The following is a 17,197-nucleotide window of genomic DNA, read 5'->3' as shown; positions in this document are numbered from 1 at the left end:
TCCTGATGGTCCCGCTACAGGGCGATGTACTTGGTGTCGAGGTACTCCTCGATGCCCTCGGCCGCGCCCTCGCGGCCGAAACCGGACTCCTTGACGCCGCCGAAGGGGGCGGCGACGTCGGAGATGACCCCGCGGTTGACCCCGACCATGCCGGTCTTCAGCGCGCCCGCCACGCGCATCGCACGGTTCAGGTCGCGGGTGTAGAAGTAGGCGGCCAGGCCGTACTCGGTGTCGTTGGCGGCGGCGACGGCCTCGTCCTCGGTGTCGAAGACGGTGATCGCCGCGACCGGGCCGAAGATCTCCTCGCGCAGCAGCCGCGCGTCGGCCGGCACCTCGTCGAGCACGGTCGGCGGGTAGAACGTGCCGGGCCCGTCGGGGATCTGTCCGCCGGTGCGGACCCGGGCGCCGCGCTCGACGGCGTCGCGCACCAGCGCGTCGACCGTGGCGCGCTGCCGGGCGGTGATGAGCGGGCCGAGGTCGGTGCCGTCGTCGAGGCCGTGACCGGTGCGCAGCGCCGCGATGCGGGCGGTGAGCTTGTCGGTGAACTCGACCGCGACACCGCGGGCGACGTGGAAGCGGTTGGCGGCGGTGCAGGCCTCGCCGCCGTTGCGCATCTTCGCGGCCATCGCGCCGTCGACGGCGGCGTCGAGATCGGCGTCGGCGAACACCAGGAACGGGGCGTTGCCGCCGAGTTCCATCGAGGTGCGCAGCAGCCGGTCGGCGGACTGGCGGACCAGCAGCTTGCCGACGCCGGTGGAGCCGGTGAAGGTGATCTTGCGCAGCCGCGCGTCGGCGAGCAGCGGCCCGGTCAGCGCCGCGGCGTCGGTGGCGGGCAGGATCGACAGCACCCCGGCCGGCAGGCCGGCGTCGGCGAAGACCTGCCCGAGCAGCAGCATCGTCAGCGGGGTCTCGGCGGCCGGCTTGACCAGGATCGGGCAGCCCGCGGCCAGGGCCGGGCCGATCTTGCGGGTGGCCATCGCCAGCGGGAAGTTCCACGGGGTGATCGCCAGGACGGGCCCGACCGGTTCCTTGGTGACGAGGATGCGCCCGTTCCCGGCGGGGGCGGTGGCGGTGCGGCCGCCGATGCGCACGGCCTCCTCGGCGAACCAGCGCAGGAACTCCGCGCCGTAGTTCACCTCGCCGCGGGCCTCGGCGACGGTCTTGCCCATCTCGAGGGTGATGACGCGGGCGAAGTCGTCGGCGCGGGCGTGGACGAGTTCGAAGGCGGTGCGCAGGATCTCGCCCCGCACGCGGGGCGGGGTCGCCGCCCACTCGGCCTGCGCGGCGACGGCGAGGTCGAGGGCGCGCAGCCCGTCGTCGGCGGAGGCGTCGGCGACGTCGGCGAGCACCGCGCCGGTGGCCGGGTCCTCGACGGGGAACGTCGCGCCGGTGGACGAGTCGGTGAGCTTGCCGCCCAGCCAGAGGCGGGTCGGGACACCCGCGGGAAGGGTGTGGGTCATCGGGTGGCTCCTGCCAGGGTCGGGCGCACGCCCGCGACGTCGCGGATTGCGGCAGCGAGAACGTCGAGGCCGTCGGTGAGCAGTTCGTCGGAGATCACCAGCGGCGGCAGCAGGCGGACGACGTTGCCGTAGGTGCCGCAGGTGAGCACGATGACGCCCTGCTCGAGCGCCTTCGCGGCGATCGCCTTGGTGGCCTCCGGGTTCGGCTCGCGGGTGCCGGGCCGGACGAACTCGACGGCGAGCATCGCGCCGCGGCCGCGGACCTCGCCGACGATGTCGACGTCCGCGGCGAGCGCCCGCAACCGCTCGGTGGCGATCTGCTCGATGCGCCGGGCGCGGCCGCACAGGTCCAGCTGCTCGATCCGGTCCAGGGTGGCGAGCGCCGCGGCGCACGCGACGGGGTTGCCGCCGTAGGTGCCGCCGAGACCGCCGCCGTGGACGGCATCGATCAGTTCGGCGCGGCCGGTCACCGCGGCGAGCGGCATGCCGCCGGCGATGCCCTTGGCGAGGGTCATCAGGTCCGGGACGATGTTCTCGTCGTTGCCGGCGAACCAGTCACCGGTGCGCGCGAAGCCGGTCTGCACCTCGTCGGCGACGAAGACGATGCCGTTGGCCTTCGCCCAGTCGACGAGGGTCGGCAGGAAACCCTTGGCCGGCACGATGAATCCGCCCTCGCCCTGGATGGGCTCGAGCACGATCGCGGCGACGTTGTGCGCGCCGATCTGCTTGTCGATCTGCGAGATCGCGCGGTGGGCGGCCTGCTCGCCGGTGACCTCGGTGCCGTCGTAGTTGCGGCCCTCCCGGAACGGGTAGGACGCCGGCACGCGGTGGATGTCCGGGGCGAACGGGCCGAAGCCCTCCTTGTAGGGCTGGTTCTTCGCGGTGAGCGCCATCGTCAGGTTGGTGCGGCCGTGGTAGGCGTGGTCGAAGACCACCACGGCGCTGCGACCGGTGGCGACGCGGGCGATCTTCACCGCGTTCTCGACGGCCTCGGCGCCGCTGTTGAACAGCACCGTGCGCTTGGCGTGGTCGCCGGGGGTCAGCGCCGCGAGCTTCTCGGCGACGGCGATGTAGCCCTCGTAGGGGGTGACCATGAAGCAGGTGTGCGTGAAGTGCGCGACCTGCTCCTGCACCGCCGCCACGACCGCCGGGTCCGAGGCGCCGACGCTGGTGACCGCGATACCGGAACCCAGGTCGATCAGGGCGTTGCCGTCGACGTCGACGACGATCCCGCCGTCGACGTCGGCGGCGTAGACCGGCACGGAGGACGCCACACCCGCCCCGACCGCCGTGCGGCGACGCTCGGTCAGGGCCGCCGAGCGCGGGCCGGGCAGCGCGGTGACCAGGCGACGCTGCTGTGGAAGGCGGTATTCGATGCTCGTCATGGGGACTTCCTCGGGCTCGGCGGCGTAGAGACGATTCGAGTATGGGAGCGGCGGCGGACCCGAGACAGGGCCGATCCGTACAACTCGGCGATTCGCACCGCGCCATTTCGTCGAGGCGTCCTACGATGGCCCCATGAGCGTCGGCATCGCCTGGCTACTGCGGCAACCGGGACTGGGATTGACCCTGCGCGGTGGCCGGGCCGGGATGGACCGGAAGATCGGCTTCGTCCAGCCCACCGAACTGCTGGACCCGCGGCCGTGGCTCTCCGGCGGGGAACTCGTCCTCACTATCGGCCTGGGATTGGAGCCGGCGGCGGGCGGCGACTACGTGCGCCGCCTCGCGGAGGCGGGCGTCGCCGCCCTCGGCTTCGGCACCGGGCTGTCGCACGAGCGGATTCCGCAGTCGGTCCTCGAGGCGGCCGACGCGGTGGGGCTGGCTCTGCTCGAGGTGCCGTACACGACGCCGTTCGCCGCCGTGAGCCGTGCCGTCACCGCCCGGCTCGCCGAGCAGCAGTACGAGCTCGTGCGGCGCGCCGCCGACACCCAGGTGCGCATCACCCGTGCCGTGCTGCGTGGCGGTGTGCCGGCCGTCGTGCGGGAACTGGCCGTCGCCACTCACACCGCCGTCGCCTACCTGGACGAGCGCACCGGGGAGGTGGCCGCCCACCCCGAGGCCGCGGCGGAGCTGGCGGAGCAGATCCCGGACTTGCGCCGGGACGGCGCCGGCTCGGTCACCACGAGCCGGCCCGGCCGGACGCTGACGGTGCAGCCGGTCACGCACGCCGGCGTCGTCAGCGGATACCTGGCCGTGCAGGCCGACCGGCCGCTCGAGAACGTCGAACTCGTCCTGATCGGCCACGCCGTCTCCCTCGTCACCCTCGAGCTGGACAAGCCGCGGCGGCTGCGGGCGGAACGGAACGCGCTGGGCGCGAAGGTGTTCGGTCTTCTCGTCGCCGGTGCCCTCGACTCCGGCGACGCCTCGGAGTATCTCGCCGACGCGGTCGGCACCCGCAACCGAATCCGGATCCTGCAGCTGCACACCCCGATCCCGGCCGACGTGCGGCGCGTGCTCGACGCCGGTCTCGGTGCCCGGCAGCGGCCGCTGTACGCGCGCAGCGACGACGAGGCGCTCACCGTGCTGCTGCGCGGCGAGGACACGCTGTCCGACGTGGCGGCGCTGCTGGCGGACCTGTCCCCGCCGCAGGCCCGCACCCTCCGCGGCGGCCTCAGCGCCGCGCACCGGCTCACCGACACCCGCCGCGCCGTCGAACAGGCCGAGCATGCCGTCGCCGCCGCGGACGCGGCCCACCGCCTCGTGGAATTCGACGCCACCCACGGCACCGCCCTGCTCGCGTCCCCGGCGGTGCGGGCCGTTCTCGAATCCGTGGCCGCGTCGACGGTGTCCGCTCTCGCCGACTACGACCGCGGCCGCGGGACCAGGCTCGTCGCGTCGCTGCGGGCCTTCCTCGAGGCGAACGGGCAATGGGAGGCGGCGGCCGCGGCCCTGGAGGTGCACCGGCACACCCTGCGCAGCCGGATCGCCAAGGCGGAGCAGGTGCTCGGCGTGGACCTCGGTGATGCCCGCGTCCGGGCAGAGCTGCTGCTCGCCTTGCTGATCGGGGAACCGGCGCCTTAGATCACCGGCCTCATCGTGAAAGGAAGAGCCGTGACCAGGCAGTTCGTGCGTGTACCTGAAAGTGCCGGCGCAGCGCGGCGAGGAGTGTCATGGTGCCTCGACAAGTTCGGGTGGTCCGCCGATCCCGAATCCGACCCCAGGGAAACTCCAGGGAAGTCGATGCGCATCCACATCGTCGAGCCGAGGCAGTCCCCTCCTTTGCTTTCTTTTCTTGTTTATCTTGTTCAGAGGCGTAGCCTGGGGATATGAGCACGAAGCGGACCGGTCGTACGAACATCGGGTCGGCCTCGACCGCGCGCACGAAGGACACGGGTCGGGCGGCCGGGACGAAGTCCCGCACGTCGACCCCGCGGACGACGCCGCCCGCGTCCGACGCTGCAGGTACCACGACTTCGGCGCCGGGTGCAGCGGGCTTTTCCGCGGTGTTGAAGGACGTGCTCGGCAGTGTGCCGGAGGCGGAGCGGGAGAGTTTCGTGCTCGGCGTGGTCGGGGACGAGGGTGAGGGGCTGGACGCAGGGTTGTGGGGGCGGGGTCCGTCCCCGGCCGAGCGTAGACACGCCGCATTGGAGAACCTGCGCCGGCAGTATCGGGCCCGTCGCGCGGTGGTGGCGGAGTCCCTGACCCGACCGGAGGCCGCGGAGCTGCTCGAGGTGTCCGAGCAGGCGGTCCTCGATCGTCTCAAGGCGGGGGATTTGATCGGGGTGAAGAAGGGCCGGGAGTGGCGGCTGCCGTCGTGGCAGTTCGACGCCGACACCGAGCAGGGCTTCGTGCCCGGCCTGGCCCGGGTGAGTCGGGTGTTTCCCGGGGGTGCGGTGTCTTTGACCGAATGGGCCCTGAACGTGAACCCCGACCTCGACGGCGCGACCCCGGCCGAAGCGCTCGCCGCCGGGCGCATCGACGACGTCGTGCGGGCGGCCGAGGCCGGCACCGCAGCCGCGTGGTAGCCCCACTTCCCGCACCGACGCGACCGCTGCATGGCGGACGAGCATGGGTCTGGCGGTGGCGCGAACCGAGCCCCGGCCACCCGTGGCGCTGGTGCCGCATCTACCACCCGTCCCCGTACACCCCGAACGGAACCACCCACCGGCACTTCGGGCCGTTGCACCGACTGGACCCGCATCTGCCGGCCCCCGACGGTGCGCCGCGGACGTGTCCGGACGGGCGGTCGGTGCTGTACGTCGCCGGCAACTTGGCCACAGCGCTCGGTGAGGTCTTCGGGGATTTCCCTGCGGCGGCGGTGTGCCCGCGCTACCGGGTGGCGCTGCTGCGACCGACCGCCCCGGTCGCCGTGCTCGACCTGCGCGGGCAGGGCGCGGCGATGCGCATCGGTGCGCTGCCGTCGCTGGCCACCGGCGACTATCCGCGCCCGCGCATCCAGCAGTGGGCGCGGGCGATCTACGAGGATCAGCCCGTGGCTCGACGGCGTATCCACGGTGTCTACTATGACGCCGCGCATTCCAACGGTCCTGCGTTGGCGTTGTGGAACACCGAGGACCGGCTCGAGGTACCGGCCGACTCGCGCGGCGCGGTACAGGACTTCGCGCTGGCGGAGCCGCGGATGTGGCCGCGCGTGGTCGATGCTGCGGTGAGTCTGGGCATGCGCGCCGACCTGGTCGCCCACTGCCCCACCTGCTCGTAGTGGGGACCATCCAGGAGAGGCTGTGGCAGAAGGAGTTTCATCCTCCTGCGTGTACGGCCTGCCCGCCGCGCGGGTGTTCTCGACCCGCTGTACGCTCCGAATGGCCCTCTCCTCCCTGCCCCACCTGAGTGGGGTCGCGGATTCTGTCCGTAGGGGATGAGGCGAGGCGATGCGACGAACCGCGGCGCGGCTTGCGGTGGCGTATCGGGCCCCGGGACACCGACCGCGCGGCACATCCCGGTGCCGGGGCCGGGTCCCGGGAACGCAACGCATCATCCACGACATGCGTCATGCCGCACGCAAGAGCCGATCCATAAGAGACACCCGCTCAGCGGTCGAGCAGGCGCAGCTCCCCGGCGATCACGGCCAGCCGGGCGGTGTCCACCGCGTCCTCACCGCGGAGCCGGTCGAGGAGCCGCACGAGCCGGTGCGCGCGATCGGGCAGGTCCGCGGCACGGCCGTCGAGCGCGGTGACGACGAGCGCGTCGAGCCGGTCGGCGATCTCGTCGCGCAGAGCCGCCGCACCCATGGCCTCCCAGTACGGGCCGCGCACCCGGGTCACGAAACCGTCCAGGAGCCGGCGAATGTGGAGGAGGTCGGCCAGTTCGTCGCGGGCCGCGGCGACACGGGCGGGGTCGATGCCCAGGCGCAGCGCCACCGCGGCGTTCGCGAAGGCGCCGCGGCAGTCCTCGGCCGAGGGCCGGTCGCCCAGGGCGGCGGCGACGGGCGCGGCGAAGACCGCGACGAGAGCCTCCGGTGTGTCCGCGTCGGTGCACGCACCCGCGAGCACGTCGCGGAGCGTCCGGCGGGCGGTGTGGCGCAGCAACCACGCCATCTCGGCCTCGACGACGCGCGCGAGCGCGCTCAGTTCCGCCACCGTGGTGCGCGCGTCGGCGCCTGCCGCGAGGATCCGGGCCCGGATGTCCTCGGTGTGCAGTACCCGGCTGACCACCACGTAGGCGAGCGCCGAGTCCTCGGTGGCGGCGCCGAACCGTTCCTCGAACCGGTACAGGGCGCCGGGGCCGAGCCGGTTGACGAGTTCGTCCGCGAGCGACGCGACGACGATCTCCCGGCGCAGGGGATGCTCGGCCACGCCGCTCGCGGCGCGGGCCCGGATCTCGGCGGGGAAGTAGCTCTCGGCCCACGGGGCGCAGGCCGGGGAGTCCGGCAGCGACGACGCGGCCAGCTCGCTCGCGACGACGTTCTTCGACTGCGCCAGGAGCACCGCCAGCTCCGGGCGCAGCAGGCCCGTGCCCGCTCGCCGCCGCTCCCGGATCTCGTCCGTGGTGGGCAGGCTGTCGTCGCTGCGGGGGATCCGGCCGGCCCGCACCAGGTCCTCGATCAGGCGTTCGTGCTGGGTGAGCAGCGCTGGGGCGTCGTGCTCGCCGGCTCCCAGGGCGAGCACCTGATCGCGGGAGGCCGTGAGCACCGCCGCGGCCACGTCGTCGGTCACCGCGGCGAGCAGCGTCTCCCGCCGCCCGGGCGCCAGCGTCCCGGCCGCCACCGCGCGGTCGACCGCGATCTTGATGTTGACCTCCCGGTCCGAGGTGGCGACGCCGGCGGCGTTGTCGACGAAATCGCCGTCGCAGCGGCCGCCGCAGCGCGCGTACTCGATGCGGGCGGCGCGGGTGAAGCCCAGGTTGCCGCCCTCCCCGACGACGCGGGCCCGTACCTCGCGGGCGTCGACCCGGACCCGGTCGTTGGCGGGATCGGCGGCGTCGCCGTGTGTTTCGCCGGAGGCCTTCACGTACGTGCCGACACCGCCGTTCCACAGCAGGTCCACAGGCGCGCGCAGGACGGCCTTGATCAGCTCGTCGGGTGTCAGCGTCTCGGCGTCGATCCCGAGGGCCGCGCGGGCAGGGGCGGACAGCGGCACGGACTTGGCGGTGCGCGGCCACACGCCGCCGCCCGCGGAGATCACCGCGGGGTCGTAGTCGGCCCAGGACGAGCGCGGCAGCGCGAACAGCCGCGCACGCTCGCGGTGGGCGGCGGCGGGGTCCGGGTCGGGGTCGAGGAAGATGTGCCGGTGGTCGAACGCGGCGACGAGGCGGATGCGGTCGCTGAGCAGCATGCCGTTGCCGAAGACGTCACCCGACATGTCGCCGATGCCCGCGACGGTGAAGGTCTGCGTGTCGACGTCGTGTCCGAGCTCGGCGAAGCGGTGCCGCACGGCCACCCACGCGCCGCGGGCGGTGATGCCCATCGCCTTGTGGTCGTAGCCGGCCGACCCGCCCGAGGCGAAGGCGTCGCCGAGCCAGTAACCGTATTCGGCGGCCACGGCATTGGCGGTGTCGGACATGCGGGCGGTGCCCTTGTCGGCGGCGACCACCAGGTAGGCGTCCGCGCCGTCGTAGGCGACGGTGTCGGGCGGGGTGACGGGCGAGCCGTCGACGATGTTGTCGACGACGTCGAGCAGGCCGCGCACGAACGTGGTGTAGGCGGTGGTGAGGTCCGCGCCGGAGCCGGGCCGGATCACGAACGCGCCCTTCGCGCCGCCGGGGACGATGGGCGCGTTCTTGACGGCCTGGGTCGCCATCAGCCCGAGGACCTCGGTGCGGTAGTCCTCCGGGCGTTCGGAGAATCGCAGTCCGCCGCGCGCGACGAGCTCGGCCCGCACATGCACGCCCTCTACGTCACGGGAGTGGACGTAGATCTCCCGCACCGGCACGATCGCTGCGCCGACGCTCAGCGCGGACGGATCGAGCTTGAACGACGCGTACGATCTGCTGCCCCCACGCTGGAACCAGTTGGTGCGCAGCGTCGCGTCGACGAACGAGCGCAGCCCCCGCAGGGTCCGGTCCAGATCGAACGTCGCGGCGCGATCGATGTGGCCGGCCACCGCCGCGCCCGCGGCGGCCACGGCGCCGTCCCGGTCGGGCAGCCCGGGCCGGAACCGGGCGTCGAACAGCGCGGCGAGGTCCGCCGCGAAGCCGGGGGTGGCGGTCAGGCAGCCGAGCATGTACGCCGGCGACAGGCCGATCCCGGCCTGGGCCAGGAACCGGACGGCCGCCCGCACGAGATCGACCCACCTCCACGAGATTCCCTCCTGCAGAACGAGAATAGAGAAGTCGTCGATCTCGGTGCGGCCCTCGGTGCCCGCGACGAACGCGTCCGCGATCAGCTCGAGCACCCCGGGATCCGGAGCGACGGTTGCGGCCGGTGCGATCGTGAAGTGGTGCGTCCCCGGCTCGTCCAGCGGCCGGTGATCGCTGACGTGGAGGCCGAAGCGCCGCAGGACGTCGACGACGTCGGTGAGGGTGAACCGGTGGTCCGGCCAGGTCGCGACACAGCCGAGCGGAGTGCCGTCGGCAGGATCGAGGAAACGCAGGGTCGTCGTGTGCTGGGACAGGGAGGGGGCGCTCACGGGGGGTCCTTTCCGGGGCGGCGGCGATGGGGCGAGTCTGCCGCCGTCGCACCCCCACAGGGCAGGGCCGAAATGGAGCGGACGAAGCGTAAGGGCACGCCGAATCGGCGCGGGCGGTCCCGTCACTGCCCGGCCGGCGGACCTGCCGGGCGGCCCCCTGCCGGGCCACCACCCATCCCGCCCTGCGGCGGCATGTCGGACTGGACGTTCGCCGATTTCTCGGCGACACCGATCGTGATGTCGACGGCGTAGCCGGTGTCGATGCTGCCGCTGACGGCGGCGAGTTCGGCGTCCCAGCCGTCCCCGAAGACGTTGTCGGAGTCGAGACCGACCTGCACGAGGTTGCGGGTGCTCTGCGAATAACCTTCGGCCTGCGCGTACACCGTCTCGCACACGTCCTGGGGGAGGGCGATCTGCGACGTCAGCCGGGCGTTGTCACCGGCGACGGCGACCTCGAGGGAGTCGTAGACCTCGAAGTGGATGTGCGGCCAGCGTCCCGAATAGCAGGCCGGGAAGATCGAGGTGAACGAGACGGTGCCGTCGGCCCCGGCCACCTGCACGCCGCGCAGGTAGTTCTGCTCGGTGACACCCTCGCTGTAGAGCGAGTAGTTGCCGTCGCGGTCGCAGTGCCACAGGTAGACCGCCATGCCCGCACCGGCGGCGCAGTCGGCCGCCAGATCCTGCAGGTGCAGCGTGACGGTCGTCGGCACGCCCTCGGCGGTGCCGGTGTAGCTGCCGAAGCTGGTGGTGAGGTCGCGCCGCACGATTCCCGACTCGATGAGGACATTGGGCCCGTTCGACCCGTCGCCGGGATACGGTCCGGCGGTCTCCTGCGGTGCGGCCGCCACGCACTCGCCCGTGGCCGACGCGGTCGTGCTCGACGCCGTGGTGGCGGAGGCGGCCGCCGAGGTGGACGTCGACCCACCCGTCGAGCACGCGGCGAGGGCGGCGGTGCCGGCCGCGCCGAAGACGGCCAGCATCCGCCGGCGGGACAGCATCGTCCTCATGTCGTGGGCCAGGCCCAGGTCGTGCTCGTGGAGGTCGGGATCGGTGGGAACGCGACGCGCCCGGCGTGAACTCATTGCGGTGTCCTCTCGGCTCGGTTCGGTGAGGTTCACGCTACGAAGCGATGCTGGGGAAACCGTGGACGGACGCTGGGAACCTGCTGGCAGCCGGGTTCGGGCGGATTCGTCCTTCGGTCGTCGAGCGCGGCTCGCGCCGGGGTGGGCGCGGGTAGGATGCGAAAGGTCGGCGCCCCTGCCGATTCCCGATCGCCACGACATGAGGGATGCGATGTACTCGTACAAGGTCGTCGAGGTCCGCGAGAAGATGCTCGGCGGGAAGATGTCCGGTGACAAGCTCGAGGATCTGCTCAACGAGCATGCCCGGCAGGGGTGGCGCCTGAAGGCCATCACGTCCGCCGAGATCAAGGGCCGCGTCGGCCCGGGCGGGGTCGAGGGATTGCTCGTCACCTTCGAACGCGAGGGCTGACGGGCGCCGATCAGCGCGGCGCGGCGGGCGACAGGCCGGCGAGCACGTAGCGCCGCACGTAGCGCAGCACGGCGGCGTCGTCGTCGGGGTCGAGGGTGTTGCCGGGCACCGTCGCGAGGCTGATGAGCGAGCGCGCCACCCACTCCGCGGCCTCGACGGGCTCGGCGTCGTCGCGGACCTCCCCGCGTTCGATCGCCGCGACCACGAACTCGAGCCAGAACGCCGCGAGGTCGGGAACGAGTTCGCGGACCCCCGCGCCGGCGCACGCCGCGAACTCCTCGGGCTCGGCGGCGCGCAGCCGGAGCGGCAGCGCCCCCGGATCGTCGTAGGTGGCCCGGCCGATCCGGACGCCGGCCGCGAGCTGCTCGACGAAGGTGCCGTAGCCGGCGAGGGCCGTCCTGGCGGCGGTCCAGTACGCGTCGTCGAGCCGGACGATCACGCTGCCGACCAGGCTCACCTTGTCCGGGAAGTGCCGGTACAGCCAGGCCCGGGACACCCCGGCCACCTCGGCCACCTCCGCCATCGTCGTCGCCCGGATTCCCTTGGCGCGCAGGACTTCTTCGGTCGCGGCGAGCAGCCGCTCGCGGACGCTTCCGGGTGTCGTCTCGGTGGGCACGCGCTGTTCCTCTCGGCTCGCGGACCGCGCGGCCCGCGAGCCGACCCTACGCGCAGTAGACACTTTCCCAAAAGTGTCTACACCCGCGGTGAACATGTTCTACATTGGGGTCGTCGTCACCGGACGCGTTCGCGCCGGAGATCGGACCGGCTCACCGGGGGCCGGAACCTGCACACGAGGAGCTGCGACATGCCGGCACCGACCACCGCCGTCATCGGCGCGGGAATCAGCGGTCTGACCGCAGGAAAGATGCTCGGCGACTACGGCGTGCCCTACACGTGCTTCGAGTCGTCGGACCGGATCGGCGGCAACTGGGCGTTCGGCAACCCCAACGGTCACAGCAGCGCCTACCGCTCCCTGCACATCGACACATCGAAGCACCAGCTGTCGTTCAAGGACTTCCCGATGCCGGAGTCCTTCCCCGACTTCCCGCACCACACCCAGATCAAGCAGTACCTCGACGGATACGCCGCGGCGTTCGACCTCGAGTCCCGGATCGAGTTCCGCAACGGCGTCGTGCACGCCCGCCGGGGCGACGACGGCCGGTGGGAACTCGACACCGAGGACGGGCGCACCCGGTACTTCGACTACCTCGTCGTGGCGAACGGGCACCACTGGGACCCGCGGATCCCGGACTTCCCGGGAGAGTTCACCGGCACGTCGCTGCACTCCCACCACTACATCGATCCGCGCACGCCGATCGACTTCTCCGACAAGCGCATCCTCGTCGTCGGGATCGGCAACAGCGCCGCCGACATCGCGGTGGAGCTGTCGTCGAAGGCGCTCGGCAACGAGGTCACCCTCTCCACCCGTTCGAGCGCGTGGATCGTGCCGAAGTACATCGCCGGACGGCCCGCCGACAAGTACTACCGGACCAGTCCGCACCTGCCGCTGTCGTGGCAGCGCAAGCTCGCCCAGCTCGGCCAGCCACTCCTCGCCGGCCGGCCCGAGCGGTACGGACTGCCCACGCCCAACCACAAGTTCTTCGAAGCGCACCCCACCCAGTCGGTGGAACTGCCGCTGCGTCTCGGCTCCGGCGACGTCGTCGCCAAACCCGACATCCGGTTGCTCGACGGCGCGACGGTGCACTTCGCCGACGGCACCTCCTCGGACTTCGACGTCGTCGTCTACGCCACCGGGTACAACATCACCTTCCCGTTCTTCGACGAAGACTTCATCGCCGCACCCGGCAACCACATCCGGCTCTACAAGCGGATTTTCGCGCCCGGCATCGACAACCTCGCGTTCGTCGGCTTCGCGCAGGCCACCCCGACCCTGTTCCCCTTCGTCGAGTGCCAGGCGCGGCTCGTCGCGGCCCACGTGATCGGCCGGTACCGGCCGCCGCCGCCCGACGAGATGGAACGAGTGATCGACGCCGATCAGCGCAAGTACACCGGGCACATGCTCGACCGGCCCCGGCACACCCAGCAGGTCGACTACTTCCTCTACGAGCACGACCTGCGGGTGCACGAGCTGCCCGACGGACTGAAACGTGCTGCGGCCCAGAACTCCCCACGCCCGGTGGGCAACGTCCCGGAAGGGGCACGCCGATGACGCCCCGGAACCTGACCTTCCGCTCCGGCGACGCCGACTGCGACGCCTGGCACTTCCCCGGCCGCGGCGACGCGTTCACCGGCGACGACGGACGGCCGGCGGTCGTGATGGCGCACGGCCTCGGCGGCACCAAGGATTCCGGACTCCGCGAGTTCGCCGATCGCCTGGCCGACGCCGGCCTCGACGTCGTCGCCTTCGACTACCGCGGGTTCGGCGCCTCCGGCGGCACGCCGCGGCAACGGGTCGACCTGCGCGGCCAGGCCGACGACTACCGGGCAGCCCTCGACGCGGCCGCGGCGCTCGACGGTGTCGACCGGAATCGACTGGTGCTCTGGGGAGTATCGCTCTCCGGTGGGCATGTGCTCACCGTCGGCGCCCACCGCTCCGACGTCGCCGCCGTCGTCGCCGTCACCCCGCTGGTCGACGGACCGGCCGCGGGACGGCTGGCCGGCCGGCACCACTCCGCACGGACGATGATGCGGTCCGCGGCCACCGGCGCTCGCAGCCGGGTCTCGACGCGGACCGGCCGCGGACCCGTCACCATCCCGGTCGTCGGCCGGCCCGGGGAGACCGCGGCACTCACCCTCGACGGCTACTTCGAGGACTACACCGTCCTGGCCGGACCGACGTGGCGCAACGAGATCGACGCCCGCATCGCACTCGAACTCGGCACCTACCGTCCCGGCAAGGACGCCGCCGGGCTGCGCTGCCCGCTGCTCGTCCAGATCGCCGACTTCGACCGCAGTGCGCCGCCGCGCGCCGCCGCGCTCGCCGCCGAGCGGGGCCGCGCCGAGGTCCGCCACTACCCGTGCGACCACTTCGGCGTCTGGCCGGGGCACGAATGGTTCGACGCTGCTGTCGCGCACCAGATCTCGTTCCTGTCCCGGCACCTGACCACCGACCCCACGACGACGAGGTGAGACCGTGGCAGACACCGTCCAGCAGGCACTGCGCGCGCGACTCGGCCAGACCGGCACCGCCGTGGTGTACGGCGACCGCGCCTGGACGTGGCAGGAGCACCTCGGTCGTGCGTCCGCCCAGGCCGCCGCGCTGCTCACCCTCGCGGACCCGAACCGCCCGATGCACGTGGGAACCGTGCTCGGCAACACCCCCGACATGCTCGAGGCCGTCGCCGCGGCCGGACTCGGCGGATACGTCCTGTGCGGCATCAACACCACCCGTCGCGGCGACGGTCTGGCCCGCGACATCTCGCGCGCCGACTGCCAGATCGTCGTCACCGATCGGCAGCACCGGCCGCTGCTCGACGGCCTCGACCTACCCGGGGTGCGGATCCTCGACACGTCGACGCCCGAGTGGGCGGATCTGCTCGCCGGCGCCGGCGAGCTGCGCCCGCACCGCGAGGCCGAGGCGATGGACACGTTCATGATGATCTTCACCTCCGGCACGAGCGGCGACCCGAAACCGGTCCGCGTCGCGCACCTGATGGTGCTGTTCGCCGGCCAGAACCTCATCGGGCGGTTCGGCATCACCGACCGGGATGTGTGCTACCTGTCGATGCCGCTGTTCCACTCCAACGCCGTGCTCGCCGGGTGGAGCGTCGGCGTCGGCAGCGGCGCGGCGATGGCCCCGGCCACGTTCTCGGCGTCCCGGTTCCTCGGCGACGTCCGCCGCTACGGCGCGACGTACATGAACTACGTGGGCAAACCTCTCGCCTACGTGCTCGCCACCCCGGAGCGGCCCGAGGACCGGGACAACCCGCTGCGGGTGGCGTTCGGCAACGAGGCCACGGACCGCGACATCGAGGAGTTCGCGCGTCGGTTCGACTGCACCGTGTGGGACGGCTTCGGATCCACCGAGAACGCCGTCATCGTCACCCGCGAACCGGGCACCCCGCGCGGCTCGATCGGCCGGGGTCTCGAGGGCGTCGCCGTGTACGACTCCGCCACCGTCACCGAATGCCCCGCCGCGGAGTTCGACGACACCGGCGCCCTGCTCAACGCCGACGAGGCGATCGGCGAACTCGTCAACACCCACGGCGCCGGGTTCTTCTCCGGGTACTACAACGACCCGCAGGCCACCGACGAGCGGCTGCGGCACGGCATGTTCTGGTCCGGCGATCTCGCCTACAAGGACGCCGACGGCTGGATCTATCTGGCCGGCCGCACCGCCGACTGGATGCGGGTCGACGGCGAGAACCTGACCGCCGCCCCGATCGAGCGGATCCTGCAGCGGCTCCCGGCGCTGAGCCGCGTCGCCGTCTACGCCGTGCCCGACGCGCACGTGGGCGATCAGGTGATGGCCGCGCTCGTCCTGCGGGACGGCGCCGAGCTGACCCCCGACCGGTTCGAGGAGTTCCTCGCCGCGCAACCCGATCTGTCGCCGAAGGCCTGGCCCCGCCACGTGCGCATCGCCCCCGACCTGCCGGTGACCGCCACCAACAAGATCCTCAAACGCGAACTGGTCCGGCAGGGGCCGACCCCGGGTGACGGGGTGCTGTGGACCCGGCGGGACCGACGTGCCCCCGGCACGGGGGAGGGGTGCGCGTACGTCGCCACCGACTGAGCGGGTAGCGGTCTCGCTCAACGGGACTGCGCCGGGGACCGGCCGGCACCGCCCATAGCATCCGCGCCATGACCGCAACCATCGGCACCGACGTGCACGCGCTGCTCGAGAACCAGCAGAGGGAGTTTCGCGCACGACGGACCAGCTCCGCGGCGCAGCGCCGCGCCCGGATCCAGCGGGTGATCGACATGCTCGTCGCCCGCCGCGGGCGGATCGTCGAGGCGATCGACGCCGACTTCGGTGGCCGCCACCCGGGGTACTCCACCGTCAACGACGTGCTCGGCTCGCTGACCGCGCTGAAGTACTCGCGTGACCACCTCGAGGAGTGGATGCGGCCCGAGCACCGGTCGGTCTTCGCCCCGTACGACCAGCTGGGCGCCACCGCCTCGGTGCAGTACCAGCCGAAGGGGTCGGTGGCGATCATCGGAACCTGGAACGCGCCGGTGTTCACCCTCCTGAGCCCGCTCGCCGGGGTGCTGGCCGCCGGGAACCGGGCTGTGCTCAAGCCGTCCGAACTCGTCCCCCGCACCGCACAGGTGCTGGCCGAGGCGGCCGCCGAGTTCCTCGACCCCGCCGACGTCGCGGTCGTCACCGGCGGTCCCGACGTGGCGCAGGCCCTGACGGCACTGCCGTTCGACCACATCGTGTTCACCGGCGGCCAGGCCGCGGGCCGCTCGGTGCTGGAGAACGCCGCCCGCAACCTGGTGCCCGTCACGCTCGAGCTCGGCGGCAAGTCCCCGACGATCGTCGGGCGTTCGGCCGACCTCGCCGCCGCCGCCTACCGGATCGCGGTCGGCAAGGCCACCAACGCCGGTCAGCTGTGCGTCAACCCGGACACCGTGTACGTCCCGTCGGAGAGCCTCGAGCCGTTTGTCGCCGCGGTCCGCGCGTCGTATCTCGAACTGCTGCCCACCGCCGCCGGCAACGCCGACGCCACGGCCGTCGTCACCGAGCGGCACGCGGCACGCATCGACGGCTACATCCGCGACGCCGAACAGCGGGGGGCACGCATCGAGACCGTGCCGGCGGAACCGATCGACGCGACCGACCGGCGCCGCCCCCTGCGGCTGGTCGTCGACCCGCCGGCGGACGCGGCGATCTCGCAGGAGGAGATCTTCGGACCGGCCATGGTCGTGCGCACCTACGACGACCTCGCGGACGTGATCGCGCAGCTCAACGCCGGGCCGAAACCGCTGGCCCTGTACTACTTCGGGAAGGACGACGACGAGCAGCGCACCGTCGTCGAATCCACCACCTCCGGGGGCGTGACGATCAACGACGTGATGATGCATCCGGGCATGCTCGACGCGCCGTTCGGCGGGATCGGTGCCTCCGGCACGGGGCATTACAACGGCCGCGAGGGCTTCCTCGAATTCAGCCACGCCCGAACGGTGTTCGTCGCCCCCGACCAGGATCCGCGCCGCGAGTGGGGGATGCTGCCGCCGTACGGCGACGGCTACCGCGCCGCGATGGACGCCCAGGTCACCCCCTGACGGTGCACCGAACCCGGCCACCGTCCCACCCATCCG

The 17,197-nt window shown here is 72.4% G+C and carries 13 protein-coding genes; 8 read left to right on the top strand and 5 right to left on the bottom strand.

What is annotated here, in order from left to right:
- Positions 1 to 14 precede the first annotated feature (14 nt).
- Complete coding sequence (locus RR3_RS20245) at positions 15 to 1,460, bottom strand: NAD-dependent succinate-semialdehyde dehydrogenase (RefSeq protein ID WP_064065701.1); 1,446 nt, start codon at positions 1,458 to 1,460, stop codon at positions 15 to 17.
- Positions 1,457 to 2,845, bottom strand: coding sequence for a 4-aminobutyrate--2-oxoglutarate transaminase (gene gabT / locus RR3_RS20240; protein WP_017679896.1), 1,389 nt, complete (start codon positions 2,843 to 2,845; stop codon positions 1,457 to 1,459). The genes RR3_RS20245 and gabT overlap by 4 nt, the downstream gene beginning before the upstream one ends.
- 133 nt (positions 2,846 to 2,978) lie before the next feature.
- Here gabT and RR3_RS20235 point away from each other — a divergent pair, with 133 nt between their 5' ends.
- The 3 genes from RR3_RS20235 (at position 2,979) to RR3_RS20225 (ending at position 6,120) form a co-directional block, all read left to right on the top strand.
- Positions 2,979 to 4,481 carry a PucR family transcriptional regulator gene (locus RR3_RS20235; protein WP_017679897.1) on the top strand — a complete coding sequence of 501 codons (1,503 nt, stop codon included), beginning with the start codon at positions 2,979 to 2,981 and terminating at the stop codon, positions 4,479 to 4,481.
- Between the two features lie 434 nt (positions 4,482 to 4,915).
- Positions 4,916 to 5,425 (top strand): helix-turn-helix domain-containing protein, encoded by a 510-nt coding sequence (locus tag RR3_RS20230; RefSeq protein WP_108754953.1) that lies wholly within the window; start codon positions 4,916 to 4,918, stop codon positions 5,423 to 5,425.
- Between the two features lie 155 nt (positions 5,426 to 5,580).
- Complete coding sequence (locus RR3_RS20225) at positions 5,581 to 6,120, top strand: RES domain-containing protein (protein ID WP_017679899.1); 540 nt, start codon at positions 5,581 to 5,583, stop codon at positions 6,118 to 6,120.
- Between the two features lie 328 nt (positions 6,121 to 6,448).
- Here RR3_RS20225 and RR3_RS20220 read toward each other — a convergent pair whose 3' ends face one another.
- Together RR3_RS20220 and RR3_RS20215 are read right to left on the bottom strand one after the other, a co-directional pair.
- Positions 6,449 to 9,484 carry an NAD-glutamate dehydrogenase domain-containing protein gene (locus tag RR3_RS20220; RefSeq protein ID WP_017679900.1) on the bottom strand — a complete coding sequence of 1,012 codons (3,036 nt, stop codon included), beginning with the start codon at positions 9,482 to 9,484 and terminating at the stop codon, positions 6,449 to 6,451.
- A 122-nt stretch (positions 9,485 to 9,606) separates the two neighbouring features.
- The gene (locus RR3_RS20215; RefSeq protein WP_017679901.1) at positions 9,607 to 10,566 is read right to left on the bottom strand and encodes an intradiol ring-cleavage dioxygenase; all 960 of its coding nucleotides are present in this window, start codon (positions 10,564 to 10,566) and stop codon (positions 9,607 to 9,609) included.
- Positions 10,567 to 10,777: 211 nt separating this feature from the next.
- On the opposite strand from RR3_RS20215, the gene RR3_RS20210 reads away from it, so the two are divergent.
- Positions 10,778 to 10,975, top strand: a complete 198-nt coding sequence (locus tag RR3_RS20210) for a DUF4177 domain-containing protein (protein WP_006935226.1) — start codon at positions 10,778 to 10,780, stop codon at positions 10,973 to 10,975.
- A gap of 10 nt (positions 10,976 to 10,985) precedes the next feature.
- On the opposite strand, the gene RR3_RS20205 is transcribed toward RR3_RS20210, so the two are convergent.
- Entirely contained in the window at positions 10,986 to 11,591 is a 606-nt protein-coding gene (locus RR3_RS20205; protein WP_017679902.1) for a TetR/AcrR family transcriptional regulator, read from the bottom strand.
- Between the two features lie 189 nt (positions 11,592 to 11,780).
- Between RR3_RS20205 and RR3_RS20200 the strand changes: the two genes are divergently transcribed.
- The 4 genes from RR3_RS20200 to RR3_RS20185 are packed head-to-tail and all read left to right on the top strand — an operon-like array spanning position 11,781 to position 17,161.
- Positions 11,781 to 13,145: a flavin-containing monooxygenase gene (locus tag RR3_RS20200; protein WP_017679903.1), complete on the top strand. Its 1,365-nt coding sequence runs from the start codon at positions 11,781 to 11,783 to the stop codon at positions 13,143 to 13,145.
- A complete protein-coding gene (locus tag RR3_RS20195; RefSeq protein ID WP_064065702.1) occupies positions 13,142 to 14,065 on the top strand; it encodes an alpha/beta hydrolase in 924 nt (307 codons plus the stop codon). The genes RR3_RS20200 and RR3_RS20195 overlap by 4 nt, the downstream gene beginning before the upstream one ends.
- Positions 14,066 to 14,069: 4 nt before the next feature.
- On the top strand, positions 14,070 to 15,668 hold the full coding sequence (gene fadD1, locus RR3_RS20190) for a fatty-acid--CoA ligase FadD1 (protein ID WP_064065703.1): 1,599 nt from the start codon (positions 14,070 to 14,072) through the stop codon (positions 15,666 to 15,668).
- Positions 15,669 to 15,727: 59 nt separating this feature from the next.
- Positions 15,728 to 17,161 carry an aldehyde dehydrogenase family protein gene (locus tag RR3_RS20185; protein WP_108754935.1) on the top strand — a complete coding sequence of 478 codons (1,434 nt, stop codon included), beginning with the start codon at positions 15,728 to 15,730 and terminating at the stop codon, positions 17,159 to 17,161.
- The last annotated feature ends 36 nt before the right edge of the window (positions 17,162 to 17,197 follow it).

This window comes from Rhodococcus ruber NBRC 15591, assembly GCF_001894945.1.
Taxonomy (GTDB): domain Bacteria; phylum Actinomycetota; class Actinomycetes; order Mycobacteriales; family Mycobacteriaceae; genus Rhodococcus; species Rhodococcus ruber.
The sequence above is the reverse complement of the archived record's forward strand: the minus strand, read 5'-3'. Positions and strand labels throughout refer to the sequence as shown.